Below are 15,437 nucleotides of genomic sequence, written 5' to 3'. Positions count from 1 at the left end.
AGGAGCCTTTTTGTATGAGGGCAAAATTGCTTTTGCTTTCGAACCGGGAATTTCTTTAATCCGTTTACAGCGGTGGGGGCTTCCGATAGCCCCCTTTTCTTTTATTTCTGCCAGATCTCCCAAGCTGCAAACGCTTGCAACAGCAGCATTTCCAATCCGTTCTTGACGACGGCGCCGTGTTCTTTGCCTTTCTTCATGAAAAGGGTTTCATCCGGGTTGTACAAGAGGTCGTACAGCAGATGGTTCGGAGTGAGCAGGTCGTAGGGGATATCCGGGCAGGCGTTGATATTCGGGAACATGCCTAACGGAGTCGTATTGACGATGACGGTGTACTGTTCCATCGTCTTCGGAGTGATCTCTTCGTAGGTGATGCAGAATTCTTTCGGTTTACGGGAAACCAATGTTGCGCCGACGCCCAATTGCTTCAATCCCTGGAAGACTGCTTTCGATGCGCCGCCTGTCCCTAAGATCAAGGCTTTGCGATGCGTCTCGTTCAGGAGTGGCTCGATGGAGCGCTTGAAACCGATGATGTCGGAGTTGTAGCCTTTCAGCTTTTTGCCGAAGAGTCCTTTTGTGAATTTGATGACGTTGACGGCTCCGATCAGGCGGGCGTCTTCGTCCAGATCATCTAAGTAGGGAATGACTTGCTCCTTGTAGGGGATGGTGACATTCAGACCGCAGAGTTCCGGGTTATCCTTCAATACAGTCTTCAGATCTTTGATGTTCGGGATCTCGAAGTTCAGATAAGTTGCATCGATTTTCTCGGATTCAAACTTCTGGTTAAAGTAGTTCTTCGAAAAAGAGTGTCCGAGGGGATATCCTATTAAACCATATTTTTGCATGACCTGTAAATTAAGATGATTAATGTTTATTTACTGCCCGTGTATAACGAACAAATGCCGAAAGTGAAAGTGCGCGAACGGGCTTCGCTGAAACCAACGCGGCTGAGCAGGTCGGTCATTACCTTCCCTTGCGGAACCACCCGGATGGAGGCCGGCAGGTAACTGTAGGCTGTACGCTCTTTTGAAAGCAGGCGTCCGACGGTGGGGATCACGACTTTTGAATAGATGTTGTAGAGCTGCTTCATCGGGAAATGCACCGGCGAGGACAGTTCCAGGATCATCAGATGGCCGCCCGGTTTCAGCACCCGGTACATCTCGGCGATCCCTTGCTCAATGTTCTCGAAGTTGCGTACTCCGAATGCGGCGGTGACGGCATCGAACGAGTTGTCCGGATAGGTCAGTGCCGTGCAGTCCTGGTATTCGAACGAGATGTGGTCCGACAATCCCGCTTCGGCGACTTTCTGCCGTCCGACTTCCATCATGCCCTCCGAGATGTCGGCCCCGATGATGCGGTCGGCTTTCAGGCGGCGGTACATGGAGATAGCCAGGTCTCCCGTGCCTGTGGCGATATCGAGGATCGAGGCGGGGGAAAAAGGGCGCAGGAAAGCAATCCCTTTCCTGCGCCATATTTTGTCGATACCCAGCGAGAGCGTATGGTTCAGCCGATCGTATGTACCAGCGATGGAGTCAAACATGCGTCTGACTTGTGTAGCTTTGTGTTCCTCGTTGTTGTAGGGTAGAATCTGTTCTGAACCGTACTTCGCCATATCCGTTTATCTTATTTGTTGAGATATTCGGTTACGTTCTTTTCGATGCGCGAAAGGAGGTTGTCCGTATCGCCTTTTTCGAACTTCTCGCCTGTGATGTGTTCATACAGTTCGATGTAGCGTTCGCTGATGCCTTCCACGATAGCCGGAGTCATTTCGGGTACTTTCTGGCCTGCCTTGCCCTGGAAACCGTTTTCCATCAGCCATTCGCGGACGAACTCTTTGGAGAGTTGCTTCTGCGGTTCGCCTTTGGCAAAACGTTCTTCGTAGCCTTCGCTGTAGAAATAGCGGGAAGAGTCTGGCGTATGGATTTCGTCCATCAGGTAGATCTTGCCGCCATGTTTGCCGAATTCGTATTTCGTGTCGACAAGGATCAGGCCGCGTTCGGCTGCGATCTCCGTGCCGCGTTTGAAGAGGGCGAGCGTGTATTTTTCCAGCAGTTCGTATTCTTCGGGAGTAGCCAGGCCCTGGGCCAGGATTTCTTCTTTGGAGATGTCGGCATCATGTTCGCCGATCTCGGCTTTTGTCGTCGGGGTAACGATCGGTTCGGGGAAACGTTCGTTTTCACGCATGCCTTCCGGCAGTTTTACACCGCAGATTTCGCGTACGCCGCTCTTATAAGCACGCCATGCGCTTCCGCAGAGGTAACCGCGTACGATCATTTCAACAGGGAATCCTTGGCACATCACGCCTACAGTCACCATCGGATCGGGAGTAGCCAGTTTCCAATTCGGGCAAATGTCGGTTGTCGCATCTAAGAATTTAGCGGCGATCTGGTTCAGCATCTGTCCTTTGTAGGGGATGCCTTCCGGCAGGACTACGTCGAATGCCGAGATACGGTCTGTTGCAACCATCACCAATACGTTGTCGTCGATGTTGTACACGTCGCGTACTTTACCATGATAGACACTCTTCTGTCCTGGGAAATTGAAGTCTGTTTTTGTTAATGCCTTCTTCATACCTTAGTTTTTATGGGGCGCTTATCGGGCGTCCTGACTGTTATTAATATTGTTCTTTATCTTTTCTTGCTCCCTGGGGGCGGTTCGCGAATCGCCCCTACGGTTTTGTTTGCTGTCGAACTTGTCGTAGGCTTCGACGATACGCTGGACGAGCTTATGGCGGACGATGTCCTTTTTCTCGAATTCGACTTTGCCGATTCCTTTTACGCCTTTCAGGATTTGCATGGCCTGTACGAGTCCGGAGGTTGCTGTCGGCGGCAGGTCGATCTGCGTCACGTCTCCGGTGATGATCATCTTGGCATTCATTCCGAGGCGGGTGAGGAACATCTTGATCTGGTGCGTCGTCGTGTTCTGGGCTTCGTCGAGGATGATGACCGCATCGTTCAGCGTCCGTCCGCGCATAAAGGCGAGGGGGGCGATCTGGATCACGTTGTTCTCCATATATTCCTTCAGCTTGGCTGCTGGGATCATGTCTTGCAGGGCGTCATACAAGGGTTGGAGGTACGGGTCGAGTTTGTCCTTCATCTCGCCGGGGAGGAATCCTAATTTCTCACCGGCTTCCACTGCCGGACGGCTCAGGATGATCTTGCGGATTTCCTTGTTTTTTAGGGCTTTTACGGCGAGGGCTATGGCGACGAATGTCTTACCTGTCCCGGCGGGGCCTGTGGCAAAGACGAGGTCGTTTTCTTCGAATGCTTTGACAAGGCGTTGCTGGTTTTCCGTGCGGGCGACGATCGGTTTGCCGTTCATCCCGTGGATGATCAGGTTCTCTTGCTTGGTGATCACCGGGGCTTTGCCTTTGATGATGTCCAGTATGACATCTTCGCTCAGCGAGTTGAATTCTTCACAATATTTTTCTACCTCGCGAATTTTCTTGAGAAAGAGTTCCGACTCGTCTTCATCTCCGATCACTTTCATCACATTTCCCCTTGCCACTATGCGCAACTTGGGGAACAACGTCTTAATCAACTGCATGTTGACATTGTTTACTCCGTAGAATATAACCGGGTCTACGCTCTCAAGAATATAAATTCGTTCAATCATTCAATTCGTTTTAGTTCTGCCTTTGTTGCGGATTTTTACCACTCTCGTTCAGGCAGACAAAATTAGTAATATTCTTTATGTAAAAAGAAATTGTGACGTATTTTGTTGCGTCTTCGTGAAGATTATTTGAACATTTCTTGCAGGCGCCATCCTTCCTGGCGGCAATCCCATACGGCGTGGATTTCGATCAGTTCGTCCGTAACCGTGTAAATCAGCTTGTAATGTTTCTCGACGACAAGGGAACGAAACTCGCAATCATATTCTTTCAGTAGCGGTTCGATAGGTCCGGCTTGCGGGAAAACACGTAAAGGTTCGGCAGAATCCAATAGTTTATTGTATAAACGGATAGCTGCGGTCTGGCTCTTTTTGCTGTAGAATCTGTAAATGTTGTCAAGTAAGGCGATGGCTTGAGGCAACCACTTGATTTTTATTCGCATAATGGGTGTCGTTTGCGTAATTCTTCCGTTGTCATGCCTAATCCTTTCTTGGATTCTTCTCTTGATTTCTTCAATACTGCCTTCAATTCATCCAGCGTCATCTGTGCCGGATAGCGTGTTTCCTTCTTCTCCGTTGCAATTTTGATCAAGTTCTTGATCTGTGTCAACAGCTTTACGTCGTCGATCGTTTTCAGTTGTTCGATAAGCGATAATCTTAATTCCAATGCATCCATACAATTAGCTATTTAGTTTATATTCGGATTCACAAAAATAGTCATTAATATTTTGAAATCAGTGAATCTTGGTTACTTTTGTTTTCGTTAAAAGAGAAATAATGAAAAAGATTGTATTTAATATCTGGTTGATAGTGGCTGCTTGCTCGGTGGCAGCGATATGTTCGTCTTGTGGGAAAAAGGAAGAACGCGGAGAGTTGAAACGCATTTGGTATAACGGAAGCTATAACCGCGATTTCAAAGACTTGAACGATGTGCATCTGGCCGAGGCCGAGCGTATCGGCATCAAACCTGCATCGAACCGTGAAGAAGCGGAGAAAGTGAAAAAGGAGATGGAAAAGATCGAAACCAACGAATATTATGAAGTGGAAAAGCTGACGCATTCCATCCCCTATCTGATTCCCTCTGCCGCACAGTTGCTGGAAGATATCGGACATAATTTCCAGGATTCCCTTCGCAACCTGAATGCTTCCATTTATAAAGTCAAAGTAACCAGCGTCACCCGCACGGTCGATGATGTCAAGAACCTGAAAAAAAGAAATACCAACTCTTCCCAGAACTCGGCTCACCGCTACGGAACGACTTTCGATGTCTCGTGGGTGCGTTATGCCAAAGTGGACGAGAGCGACACCTTGAACATAGACAAGGACCGGTTGAAGATGGTGCTGGCAATGGTCTTGCGCGATTTGAAACGGGAAGAGCGTTGCTATGTCAAGCACGAACGCAAGCAAGGTTGTTTCCATATAACCGTCCGGGAAAAGAAATAATAACGTGGCGGACTCCCCGTTCGATCCGTATAAAAGTCGAAGGGATGGATCAGGATTAGCGGTCTGCCACCTGATTCATTCCCCTTGCCTGACCTGAGAAGGTATATTATAAGATACCTTCGATCACTTTGCGAAGTTCCGGCTTGCCCATCGTTCCGAGCATCATTTCTTTATTCCCGTCCATGCGGCAGAGGAGTAAAGTCGGGATTGTCCGGATCTTGAAAGCAGCTTCCAGCTCTTCTTCGTTGTCCACATTCACTTTATAGATGTAAAGCTGTCCGTCATATTCTTTAGCGAACTCGTCGAGTATCGGCTCCAGGCGTTTGCAGTAACCGCACCAGGGAGCATGGAAGTCCACTATGCAAGGCTTATCTCCCACATATTTCCAATCCTGAGGATTTTCTTCGAAGTTCCCTACTCGCTGTATAAATTCCGCTTTTGTTAATTCAATGGGTGTCATATCGTTTACTTTTAAATTAATACTGCAAAGATACACATAAAACCGGGGTATTGTAAATAGCAATATTGCTTATAAAATTGTCAATATGTAATGTCATAAGCATAATGCTTTCTTAATTCTGTATGCCCATAAACTTAAAAGGCTGTGCCGGCTTAAACTCCTTAGCTGTATTGCCGTGGTAGATTTCGCCGTCGGCGATCGGCAATTTAAGCACCGGCGCATCCTTGGAAAAATCCAGATCATGCAGGCACACCCAGAATGTATTCGGCGTCAGGCTCGATTCAAAGAAATAAACCAGGTTCTTGCTATCCGAAACAGTCCTCCATTGTGTAGTTGAAATTTCGGGGCTTTGAGGAGTAGATATGCCGTAAGGGACGGAAGTATTGCGTATAACGCTGAATACGCTTGCAATCGCTATTCTTTCATTATCGGTCTTAGGGACTGCATTGATATAGAAGCTTGCCCTGGCAAAGCGGTCGGATGCCCGGTTCGTGCCAGGGAGGAAAGTCAGCCCGCCGATTGATTTCCAATATTCATTGAGCGCCAACTGCTTGTCGTACGTCGGCGAGTTCGTCATCACTTTATATTCCTTATCGTGATAGACCATCAGCTTAGCGCCGGCATATTCAAATATTGCGCTGTCGCCTGTTGCATCGGAAACGGATAAATGCAGAGTCGCCAAACGCGAACCGTCCGGCATCATTTCCGATAACACCTGGAAAGAGCCCTCTTTGATATAAGAAACAGCCTCTTCCACAGTCGCAAAATTGTCCAGCATGTATTGTACCCAGGCAGCGATCGTAAGCCCCGGTTTGCTTTTGTCCCTTGCCGGATATTGAGTATCGGGCAGCCATAGCAGGTTTGCGACCAACCCTTTTTCGTTTATCCCGTCCGTGCTGGCTATTTCGAAGGCGGAAGTCACCACGCTGCCATACCGGGATGTCCAGCGTAGCGAGTTTTCTCCTGTTTCTCCGTTCCGTTCCATCCCTCTGGGAAACGCCCAGATATTGCTATGCATTTCTGTTTTCCAATCCATCGACCGGCCGGTTGCAACCATCCCGTTTGTTCCTGAATATACGGCTCTTGTACACATAATCTTGAATATTTGATTAGTTATGAATTTACGAAAAACAAGGTTGTACTTTGAATGTTCAACAGATATACTTAAAATAACATGTTTAAATATTCCGATATTTACGTCTTTTTATTTATGTTTGCCGAATATTAGGCATTATAAGTTTATGTCAGGAAAAGGAAGCATTCAGGATTTTGCAGCATTGGAAACACTGTTTAAGCGTTTTTATAAACCTTTGCGGGCGTATGCTTTCCGTTTTGTCGGCGACAAGGACTTGTCTGAAGATGTCGTGCAGGATGTCTTTTTTGAACTTTGGAAGCGGCGTGGAAGCATTCGCTTTGAAGATGCTGCTGTAAAGTCCTATCTTTTCAGGGCGGTTTATACGCACGCCCTGAATGCGTTGAATAAAAAGCCGCAGAATGTATGCTCCCTGGAACCGGCAAGGGAAGCGGATATCTTGGATCAGTATGTCACTTCTTATATGCAAAATTCCGAGCAGAGCCTGTTATTGAAAGAACTGGAAGAGGAAATCATGTCCTACATAAACACCCTTCCCCCTCAATGCCATAAAATATTTATGCTAAGCCGGAGCTACGGCTTGAAAAACCGCGAGATTGCAGAACAACTGGACATTAGCGTCAAAGCGGTTGAAAAGCAGATAAGCAAAGCCCTTTACGGCTTGAAGCAGCATCTTGCCCAAAAAGACTTATTCCCTTTGTTGGCACTGGCAGTGACTTGTCTTTCTCATTAGCTTGAGAATCTTTTCTCATCGGTGTGAGAAAGTTTTCCCACAGGCATGAGAATTTATTCTCACGTGCATGAGAAAAGATTCTCACCTGTATGGGAAATGCTGAGAAAAAGCAACGAATTATTCGTAGTATTTAAAGAAAGACATTTGCGCCATGCTCTCTTGATTTTTTTTACGAAAGGAGGTAGGGTGAAAACTCCTTTTCTTGTATTACTAATAAACGTATCTGTGATGAAAGAAGAAACATACGATATCAACGAAGTCATAATCCGCTATCTGGATGGTTCGGCAGGACTGGAAGAGAAGACGTTATTGCTTCAGTGGCTGAAACAATCGGATCATAACCGGGATGATTTTACGGCAACTCGCGACCTGTGGCTCTCTTGCAATGTCGCTGCCGGGGATGAGTTGGAGGTCGATATCGCTTTGGGGAAACTGAAAGACCGCATCTTGCAGGAGCAGGGGCGTATGGAAAAGGAATCGCGTGCGGAGAGAAAACCATTATCAGTCATTTTGCGTTGGACGCGGGTCGCTGCCGTGTTGCTGCTTTTATTGGGGATAGGCTATGCTATCGGCAGTTGGAGGGAGCATTCCGTTCCCGATATCGTCGTGCAAAACCAACTGATAACGGCAAAAGGAAGCAAAGGCCGGTTCACGTTGCCTGACGGATCGGTCGTCTGGCTGAATTCGGAAACCAGACTGACTTATCCGAACCAGTTTGCCGGTGACAAGCGGTTGGTGACTTTGGAAGGCGAAGCGTATTTTGAAGTGGCGAAAGATGCGAAAAAGCCTTTTGTCGTGCAGGCGGGAGAGATAGATGTCGAGGTTCTGGGAACCTGCTTCAATGTCGATAGCTATTCTTCCGATGAATTGGTACAGACAGCCTTATTAAACGGTAGTGTGAAAATTTCGGGAAAGACCATAAAAGAACCCGTTTATCTGAAGCCCAACGAACTGTTCAGGTATCGGAAGTCGGACCAGGTCTCTTCAGTCGAAGAAGCCAAAGTCGGTTTATATGCCGACTGGATCAAGGACCGCCTGGTGTTCGACAACGACTATCTGTCTGATATTTTGATCAGCATGGAAGGACGCTATAATATGGATATCGAATGCCCGAAGCCGTTTGCCGCTTCTACCCGCCTTTCGTTCACGATCCGGCAGGAGAGCATCGAGGAGGTGTTGGAGGCAATAAGTTTGATCGCTCCTATCAGGTACGAGATAAAGGATCGAAAAGCATATATTATACCGGAATAGTATAAAAGCGGAGTATTAACCTTAAAAATAAGAAGAATATGGGAAAGGAGGAATGATGCGAGAATTACAAAGGTAATAGGTGAATGCGGTAACATCCACCTATTCAAGAATTTTATTAACCTATCGCTTCTCTTGGCGGAGCTCAGCGATAAAGTCTAACAAAAAAATCCATGTAAAAATATGAATAATTTTAATGGAAAGGATGTCTTGCACCCTTTCTTAACACACAAAAATGTTCGGATTATGAAATTAGTCCTGATTATGTTAACCGTTATGCTATTTAGGGTTTCTGCTACAGAGTCTTATGCACAAAGTACTCGGATAAACCTCAGCATGGAAAATTCTACTGTTAAAGAAGTCCTAAAAGGAATAGAGAGTAGGAGTGAGTTTACTTTTTATTATAATGACAAGGTCATTAACGCGAACAAGCGAGTCACAGTGAATGCCGAAGATAAAAATATATCGGAGATATTGGCATTGATTCTGCCGGATTGTGATTTTAAGATTTATAATAAGAATATCATAATAACGGAGAAAAAGGTTGAGGAAACAAAAGTCACTCAAGAGGGAAAGAAGATCATAGGTGTTGTCTTGGATGCATTTGGCCCGGTAGTCGGAGCGAACATTGTGGAAAAAGGAACAATGAACGGCGTTATTTCCGATTCGGAAGGACGCTTCGTCCTTAACGTTGCACCAGGTGCAACGTTAATAGTTTCTTATATCGGATATGTCTCTCAAGAAATAAAAATCAATGATCAGACATCCTATACTATAACACTCCGGGAAGATGCCGAAACATTGGAAGAAGTAGTGGTTGTCGGATATGGAACTATGAAAAAGAAAGACTTGACAGGTGCTGTGAAAAGGGTTAATTTGGAAAATTCGCTGGCTGTCTCTAATACGAGTTTATCTCAGGCTCTTGTCGGATCTACCGCCGGTGTCAATACCGCTCAGAGCGGATATGCCGGAGAAGATGTAAGTTTGAGTATTCGCGGGACAAATTCGTTTTCTGCCTCTCAAAATCCTCTGATCGTTTTGGACGGTATTATTTATAATGGATCTATGTCTGATATCAACGTAAACGACATCAGCAGTATCGATATCTTGAAAGATGCAAGTGCGGCGGCTGTGTATGGTGCACGTTCTGCAAATGGTGTGATTCTGGTAACGACTAAAAAAGGGAAAACAGAGAAACCGACCGTTTCCTTCAATATGTCGATAGGAACACAGTCTGCCTCTAACTACAGCGCAAGCTATATGAATGCGGAAGAGTATACGATGCGTTTGGCTGATTATGCCAATCAGCAGGACTTGCATGCTTGGTATCAGACAAATCCGACAAGTGATGCCGGCCGTCCCGCTTATCCGGATGTTTCGACTAAAGAGGCGAGAGCCTATTATTTGAGATCGCAGGAAGAGAAAGATAACTATATGTTGGGCACGGATATCGATTGGATAGATAAAGTGATGCGGACCGGTTTGACACAGGATTATAACTTAGGTGTCGGAGGGAGTTCGGAATATGTCAATTATTATTTGTCAGGTGCTTACCATGATGAAGAAGGTTTGCTGTTGAATGACCAGTTCAAACGTTATACTTTCAATGCGAAAGTAGATACGAAAGTGACGGATTGGTTGAAAATCGGAGCAAATGTCAATTTTTCCCATCGTGATTATTCGGGTGTTTCTGCCAATTTTGATTATGCGACAAAAGCGACTCCTATGGCTACTTATGATTTTGATACGCCGGGATATTATCGGATGGAGTTTGCGAATGAATCGGCCATGAAAGACCCGTTGCAATATCTGGCTATCGATAATTCGGATTTGCGAAACACGCTTTTCCTAACGTTGACCGGACGTGTGGATGTTCCTTTTATCAAAGGTTTGTCTTATGATTTCAATTATTCTACGACTCGCTATCATCGGGATAATAATACGTTTTATCCGGCAGACGTGGATGGCGGTTTTATTAATAACGGAAAGGCTGTGAAAGAACCGGAAAATGAAAATGCCTATTTGTTCAACCATATTTTCGCTTTCCAAAGAGAGTTTGGTGATCATTCGTTGAATGCTACATTTGTTTATACGACGGAAAAGAGATGGGGAGATAAGACTACTGCTACTGCCGAATCGTTTGATACGGACAATTTGGGATATAACAATTTGGGTATCGGGACCTTGTTTACCGAAGCAAGTACGGCTTGGCAGGAATCTAATGTCGGTCTGATGGGACGTGTCAATTACAGCTATAAGAATCGTTATTTGTTGACGGGTACGGTTCGACGGGATGGTTATTCCGGCTTCGGTAGCAATAATAAATATGTGACGCTTCCTTCCGCGTCTATCGGTTGGGTGATTTCGGAAGAAGATTTTAATCCGTTTGAAGATACCTATTTGAAGTTGCGTCTTTCTTATGGACAGAATGGAAACCAGGGAATCGGTCGTTATGCTTCACTTGCTAAGTTAGGATTAGGTGCTTACAATTATAATGATGACAAGGTGATCTCTTTATACCCTTCTGCGATGGCTAATAAGGACTTGAAATGGGAACGTACCTCTTCTTGGAACTTCGGTGTCGATTTCGGTTTTTTTAACCAGCGTCTGAACGGTTCGTTTGAAGTGTATAAATCAAAGACGTCGGATGTGTTGGTTAAGCGTACGTTGCCGAATGTCACCGGATATAGCTGGGTTTGGGCCAACTTAGGCGGTGTGGAGAATAAAGGTTTGGAAGTCGAACTTAATTCCGTAAACATTCAGAATCGTAATTTCTCTTGGACATCAGGTTTGACTTTCTCGTTGAATCGGGATAAGATTACAGAACTCTATGGTGATGGGGCTACACAGGATTTGACGAACGGTTGGTTTGTCGGCGAATCGATCGGGGCTATCTATTCGTATGAGATGATCGGTGTTTGGCAAGAGGAGGACTTGTATTCCGGTGAAATTTATGACGGTTGGTATCCGGGACAACAGAAGTATGCCGATTTGAATGGAGATGGAAAGATCGATGCAGAACATGACCGTAAGATCATCGGTAACAAGAATCCGAGTTGCCGCTTCAGCTTTAACAATACGTTGACATGGAAAAACTGGTCTTTGTACTTTATGCTGAACTCGATGTTGGGTGGAGGAGGCTATTATATGGGAGGTAACGGTCTTTTGGCTCCTAATAATAGTTCTGATTATGTAATCCGTCTGAACCAGCCTTCTACCCGGGAGTATTGGACACCGGAGAATCGCTCGAATGAGGGACTTGCCCTGTTCAGGAACCAGCAGATTGCGACCGATATCTATCAGAGTAGAGGTTTTGTCCGTCTTCAGGATGTTTCTTTGATGTATACGTTCGATAAGAAGTTATTGCAAAAAACGGGAGTTATCGGTCAGTTGCAACTATTTTTGACAGGAAAGAACCTTTATACATTTACCGGTTGGGAAGGATGGGATCCTGAATATACCGCATTCCCACTGACTCGTAGTTTGCAATTTGGAATCAAGTTATCACTTTAAATATATAGAATTATGAAATACAATTTTATACCAAATACGATCTTTTCTAAATTAGTGGCAATGACACTCTTGCTGGGTGGATTGTTAGGGTGTAATGAGAATTTTTTAGAAGAGAAACCGTTGGATTTTTTGTCTCCTGAGAATACCTATACGGAAGCTTCGGGTATTAAATTAGGAATAAACGGACTTCACAACTATCTGCGTGATGCGTTGTATTATGGGGATGATGCCATTGTCTATTTTTATAGTTCGATGGCAGATGTCAGTTATAACGGGGAGAATCCGGGAGGGGTGACGTATGAAGTGTTGACCCCGACTAATAGCCTGTTCTATAAATTGTGGAACAACATGTATATGCTGATCAGTCGTTCCAATGAATTGTTGCTTTATATCGATAATGAAGCTACAACTGGCTGGGAAAGTGCTGAACAGCAGGCAATGTATAAAGGAGAAGTTCTTTTCTTCCGTGCCTACGCTTATCGTTTGCTTGCTTCATTCTATGGGGATATTCCTTTGGTGACAGAGGCTGTGAGTACACCTAAGACTGATTTTGTCCGTACCCCTTTGAAAGAGGTGTATGCCCAGATAGAAAACGATTTGTTTTTTGCTACCCAGCATCTTCCTGATCCCGGTAAAGAAGATGAAAAGGGACGTATCACGAAAGGCGCTGCTTATCAGTTATTGTCTGAAGTCTATTTGCAAGCAGGTGAGTATCAGAAAGCGGTTGATGCTTCTACACATGTGATTGAAGATTTTGGTTATCGGTTGATGACCGAACGTTTCGGTTCGACAAACGATGTGTTTGGCACAGGTGATGTCTTCTTGGATCTGTTTGCTTATGGAAATCAGAATTTGAATGAAAACAAAGAAGCTATCTGGGTCGCTCAGTTTGCTGCCAACTTATCGGATGGAGGAGGTAAAAATAACGGTCCTCGCCGTCATGGTCCCCGTTATTATTCTTTAGGAAATGATCCTGCCGGATATACTTGTATATTAGGTGAATTGATCGATGGTAAATATACGGGATATACAGATACGTTGAGTCGTCCGGTTTCCTGGTCGCGTCCGACTTATTATGTAACGCATAATGTTTGGGAATCGGATTGGAACAATGATATGCGGAATGCTCCTCATAACATCAAACGAACCTACTATTTCCAAAATCCGGAATCCCCTTATAACGGACAAGCGATCGATTTCAGTTTGTGGGGCAGTTATGGTACGAATGGTCGTAACCAGATGAAGGATACATGTAATTATATTTATCCTTATTGGATCGGAAAGGTCGGTGATCCTTGTCATGTTCAGGCTGAACCTCTTCGCAGTGGTGCTGGATATACGTGGAAAGATTGTTATTTTATGCGATTGGCGGAAACTTATTTGAATAGAGCTGAGGCATATATCCAGTTGGGTGAAATGCAAAAAGCGGCAGATGATATCAATGTGGTCCGTTCACGTGCGAACGCAAAGCCGATCACTGCAAGTGATGTTTCGATCGATTATTTATTGGACGAACGAGTCCGTGAATTGTATACGGAAGAAATCCGCGATGTGGTTTTGCGTCGCACTGGCAAATTCCTTGAATATCTGAGGAAGTACAACGATAATCCGCAGGCTCCGGCTATGAATGTGAGAGACTATAACATCCTGTGGCCGATTCCTCAAACAGAAATTGATGCAACTGGAGGTGCGTTGACACAAAATCCAGGTTATAATTGATAGGTATGTATTTCAAAGCTGTTTGTGATATGGTTTATTGATGTTTAATTTGAATTTATAAAGATAATGAAGTCGGATATTATTTCACGTCGCTCATTTTTTAGGCAAGCTTTGGCTTTTTCAGCGGTATCGGCGATACCCTCATTTTGGATTCCCAAAGCGAATGCTGCTTCAGCAGCCCCCCGTGTGAGCGCAAATGATAAAGTGAGAGTAGCTTTTATAGGTATCGGTAACCGGGGAGCCGATATTTCACAACGGATGTTTAAGACCGGACTGTGTGAAGTGGTTGCTCTTTGTGATGTCGATATGGGAGCACCGCATACACAGAAGATTATTTCCATGTTTCCGGACGTTCCTCGTTTTCAGGATTTTCGTCAGATGTTTGATAAGATGGCGGATAAAATTGATGCTGTCACGGTTTGTACTCCTGACCATTCTCATTTTCCGATTACTATTGAGTCAATGGCTCATGGAAAGCATGTTTATGTAGAAAAACCGATGGCTCGTACTTTCCAGGAAGTAGAGCTGATGATGCGGGCGGAAAAGAAATTTGGGGTAGTTACTCAAATGGGAAATCAAGGACATTCGGAGGCGAATTATTTTCAGTTTAAAGCATGGAAAGAGGCAGGATTAATAAAAGATGTCACAGCAATTACTGCTCACATGAATAATCCTCGTCGTTGGCATGGTTGGAATCCGAATATTAAGCATTTGCCGATGGGTGAACCTGTTCCGGAATCATTGGATTGGGACACTTGGCTTGGCGTACGGCCTTATCACGAATATAATCATGATTATCATTTGGGACAATGGCGTTGCTGGTATGATTTTGGAATGGGGACTTTGGGTGACTGGGGAGCGCATCTTTTAGATACGGCTCATGAATTTCTTGATTTAGGTTTGCCTAATGAAATTAATCCGTTATATCTGAAAGATCATAATCCGTTTTTTTATCCGATGTCGTCTACAATCCTTTTTAAATTCCCTGAACGGAATAATATGCCGGCGGTAGACGTAACTTGGTATGATGGTTTGGATAATATTCCGGCTGTTCCTGAAAATTATGGTACATCAGAGGTAGATCCGAATATTCCATCTGTAAACGGGGGAAAATTACAATTGGTGAATTTGAATCCCGGTAAAGAGATTTATACGAAAACACTGACATTTAAGGGAGGATCTCATGGAAGTACATTGTCTGTTATTCCGGATAAAATAGCAAAAGAGATGAATCCTGTTTTACCGGAGTATGAAAAAAGCCCATCAGATCATTATACTAACTTTTTATTAGCATGTCAGGGAAAAGAAAAAACTCGTTCTCCTTTTTCTGTGGCAGGTCCTTTAAGCCAAGTTTTTTGTCTTGGAGTATTGGCGCAACGTCTGAATAGAAAGTTGGTTTTTGACCGTGAGTCGAAACAGATCAGTAATGATCCGGTTGCAAATCAAATGTTAATAGGCGAACAACCTCGTGAAGGCTGGGAGCAGTATTATATTGTATAGGTATTTTGTATCCGATATTAAAAGAGGTGGTGTTGTACAATGTTTGCATGCCACCTCTTTTTGTGTAGTGAGGTTTTGGATTTGTTCGAGATTATAATTTTCCAAAGTAAGATATGGTCTAT

At 44.7% G+C, this 15,437-nt stretch carries 14 protein-coding genes; 6 read left to right on the top strand and 8 right to left on the bottom strand.

Annotated elements, in window-relative coordinates; genetic code table 11:
* Nucleotides 1-101: 101 nt before the first annotated feature.
* From H8S65_RS02245 to H8S65_RS02220, 6 genes are all read right to left on the bottom strand, one after another.
* On the bottom strand, nt 102-842 hold the full coding sequence (locus H8S65_RS02245) for a shikimate dehydrogenase family protein (protein WP_186928336.1): 741 nt from the start codon (nt 840-842) through the stop codon (nt 102-104).
* A 26-nt stretch (nt 843-868) separates the two neighbouring features.
* Nucleotides 869-1,609 carry a bifunctional demethylmenaquinone methyltransferase/2-methoxy-6-polyprenyl-1,4-benzoquinol methylase UbiE gene (gene ubiE, locus H8S65_RS02240; protein WP_186928335.1) on the bottom strand — a complete coding sequence of 247 codons (741 nt, stop codon included), beginning with the start codon at nt 1,607-1,609 and terminating at the stop codon, nt 869-871.
* A gap of 11 nt (nt 1,610-1,620) precedes the next feature.
* The gene (locus H8S65_RS02235) at nt 1,621-2,568 is read right to left on the bottom strand and encodes a phosphoribosylaminoimidazolesuccinocarboxamide synthase (RefSeq protein WP_186928334.1); all 948 of its coding nucleotides are present in this window, start codon (nt 2,566-2,568) and stop codon (nt 1,621-1,623) included.
* 21 nt (nt 2,569-2,589) lie between these two features.
* A complete protein-coding gene (locus H8S65_RS02230; protein WP_186928333.1) occupies nt 2,590-3,612 on the bottom strand; it encodes a PhoH family protein in 1,023 nt (340 codons plus the stop codon).
* A 122-nt stretch (nt 3,613-3,734) separates the two neighbouring features.
* Nucleotides 3,735-4,049, bottom strand: coding sequence for a type II toxin-antitoxin system RelE/ParE family toxin (locus tag H8S65_RS02225; protein ID WP_186928332.1), 315 nt, complete (start codon nt 4,047-4,049; stop codon nt 3,735-3,737).
* Entirely contained in the window at nt 4,040-4,282 is a 243-nt protein-coding gene (locus tag H8S65_RS02220; RefSeq protein WP_186928331.1) for a hypothetical protein, read from the bottom strand. The genes H8S65_RS02225 and H8S65_RS02220 overlap by 10 nt, the downstream gene beginning before the upstream one ends.
* A 101-nt stretch (nt 4,283-4,383) precedes the next feature.
* Between H8S65_RS02220 and H8S65_RS02215 the strand changes: the two genes are divergently transcribed.
* Nucleotides 4,384-5,049: a DUF5715 family protein gene (locus H8S65_RS02215; RefSeq protein WP_186928330.1), complete on the top strand. Its 666-nt coding sequence runs from the start codon at nt 4,384-4,386 to the stop codon at nt 5,047-5,049.
* A gap of 106 nt (nt 5,050-5,155) precedes the next feature.
* On the opposite strand, the gene H8S65_RS02210 is transcribed toward H8S65_RS02215, so the two are convergent.
* Together H8S65_RS02210 and H8S65_RS02205 are read right to left on the bottom strand one after the other, a co-directional pair.
* The gene (locus H8S65_RS02210; RefSeq protein WP_186928329.1) at nt 5,156-5,509 is read right to left on the bottom strand and encodes a thioredoxin family protein; all 354 of its coding nucleotides are present in this window, start codon (nt 5,507-5,509) and stop codon (nt 5,156-5,158) included.
* A 112-nt stretch (nt 5,510-5,621) separates the two neighbouring features.
* Nucleotides 5,622-6,602, bottom strand: a complete 981-nt coding sequence (locus H8S65_RS02205) for a linear amide C-N hydrolase (RefSeq protein ID WP_186928328.1) — start codon at nt 6,600-6,602, stop codon at nt 5,622-5,624.
* 148 nt (nt 6,603-6,750) lie between these two features.
* On the opposite strand from H8S65_RS02205, the gene H8S65_RS02200 reads away from it, so the two are divergent.
* The 5 genes from H8S65_RS02200 (at nt 6,751) to H8S65_RS02180 (ending at nt 15,315) form a co-directional block, all read left to right on the top strand.
* Nucleotides 6,751-7,335 carry an RNA polymerase sigma-70 factor gene (locus H8S65_RS02200; protein WP_186928327.1) on the top strand — a complete coding sequence of 195 codons (585 nt, stop codon included), beginning with the start codon at nt 6,751-6,753 and terminating at the stop codon, nt 7,333-7,335.
* 228 nt (nt 7,336-7,563) lie between these two features.
* Nucleotides 7,564-8,586: a FecR family protein gene (locus tag H8S65_RS02195; protein WP_186928326.1), complete on the top strand. Its 1,023-nt coding sequence runs from the start codon at nt 7,564-7,566 to the stop codon at nt 8,584-8,586.
* A gap of 243 nt (nt 8,587-8,829) precedes the next feature.
* Complete coding sequence (locus tag H8S65_RS02190) at nt 8,830-12,096, top strand: SusC/RagA family TonB-linked outer membrane protein (protein ID WP_255489010.1); 3,267 nt, start codon at nt 8,830-8,832, stop codon at nt 12,094-12,096.
* 12 nt (nt 12,097-12,108) lie between these two features.
* Nucleotides 12,109-13,815, top strand: a complete 1,707-nt coding sequence (locus H8S65_RS02185) for a RagB/SusD family nutrient uptake outer membrane protein (RefSeq protein WP_186928324.1) — start codon at nt 12,109-12,111, stop codon at nt 13,813-13,815.
* Nucleotides 13,816-13,881: 66 nt separating this feature from the next.
* Nucleotides 13,882-15,315, top strand: coding sequence for a Gfo/Idh/MocA family oxidoreductase (locus H8S65_RS02180; RefSeq protein ID WP_186928323.1), 1,434 nt, complete (start codon nt 13,882-13,884; stop codon nt 15,313-15,315).
* Nucleotides 15,316-15,437: the final 122 nt, after the last annotated feature.

The sequence above is a fragment of the Parabacteroides hominis genome, assembly GCF_014287585.1.
Classification (GTDB): domain Bacteria; phylum Bacteroidota; class Bacteroidia; order Bacteroidales; family Tannerellaceae; genus Parabacteroides; species Parabacteroides hominis.
This window is presented reverse-complemented; position numbering and strand designations above follow the sequence as displayed.

Bases quoted from the DNA above. Each gene is read 5' to 3' on its own strand.
- H8S65_RS02245 (WP_186928336.1), bottom strand. From the start codon at position 842: ATGCAAAAATATGGTTTAATAGGATATCCCCTCGGACACTCTTTTTCG.
- ubiE (WP_186928335.1), bottom strand. From the start codon at position 1,609: ATGGCGAAGTACGGTTCAGAACAGATTCTACCCTACAACAACGAGGAA.
- H8S65_RS02235 (WP_186928334.1), bottom strand. From the start codon at position 2,568: ATGAAGAAGGCATTAACAAAAACAGACTTCAATTTCCCAGGACAGAAG.
- H8S65_RS02230 (WP_186928333.1), bottom strand. From the start codon at position 3,612: ATGATTGAACGAATTTATATTCTTGAGAGCGTAGACCCGGTTATATTC.
- H8S65_RS02225 (WP_186928332.1), bottom strand. From the start codon at position 4,049: ATGCGAATAAAAATCAAGTGGTTGCCTCAAGCCATCGCCTTACTTGAC.
- H8S65_RS02220 (WP_186928331.1), bottom strand. From the start codon at position 4,282: ATGGATGCATTGGAATTAAGATTATCGCTTATCGAACAACTGAAAACG.
- H8S65_RS02215 (WP_186928330.1), top strand. From the start codon at position 4,384: ATGAAAAAGATTGTATTTAATATCTGGTTGATAGTGGCTGCTTGCTCG.
- H8S65_RS02210 (WP_186928329.1), bottom strand. From the start codon at position 5,509: ATGACACCCATTGAATTAACAAAAGCGGAATTTATACAGCGAGTAGGG.
- H8S65_RS02205 (WP_186928328.1), bottom strand. From the start codon at position 6,602: ATGTGTACAAGAGCCGTATATTCAGGAACAAACGGGATGGTTGCAACC.
- H8S65_RS02200 (WP_186928327.1), top strand. From the start codon at position 6,751: ATGTCAGGAAAAGGAAGCATTCAGGATTTTGCAGCATTGGAAACACTG.
- H8S65_RS02195 (WP_186928326.1), top strand. From the start codon at position 7,564: ATGAAAGAAGAAACATACGATATCAACGAAGTCATAATCCGCTATCTG.
- H8S65_RS02190 (WP_255489010.1), top strand. From the start codon at position 8,830: ATGAAATTAGTCCTGATTATGTTAACCGTTATGCTATTTAGGGTTTCT.
- H8S65_RS02185 (WP_186928324.1), top strand. From the start codon at position 12,109: ATGAAATACAATTTTATACCAAATACGATCTTTTCTAAATTAGTGGCA.
- H8S65_RS02180 (WP_186928323.1), top strand. From the start codon at position 13,882: ATGAAGTCGGATATTATTTCACGTCGCTCATTTTTTAGGCAAGCTTTG.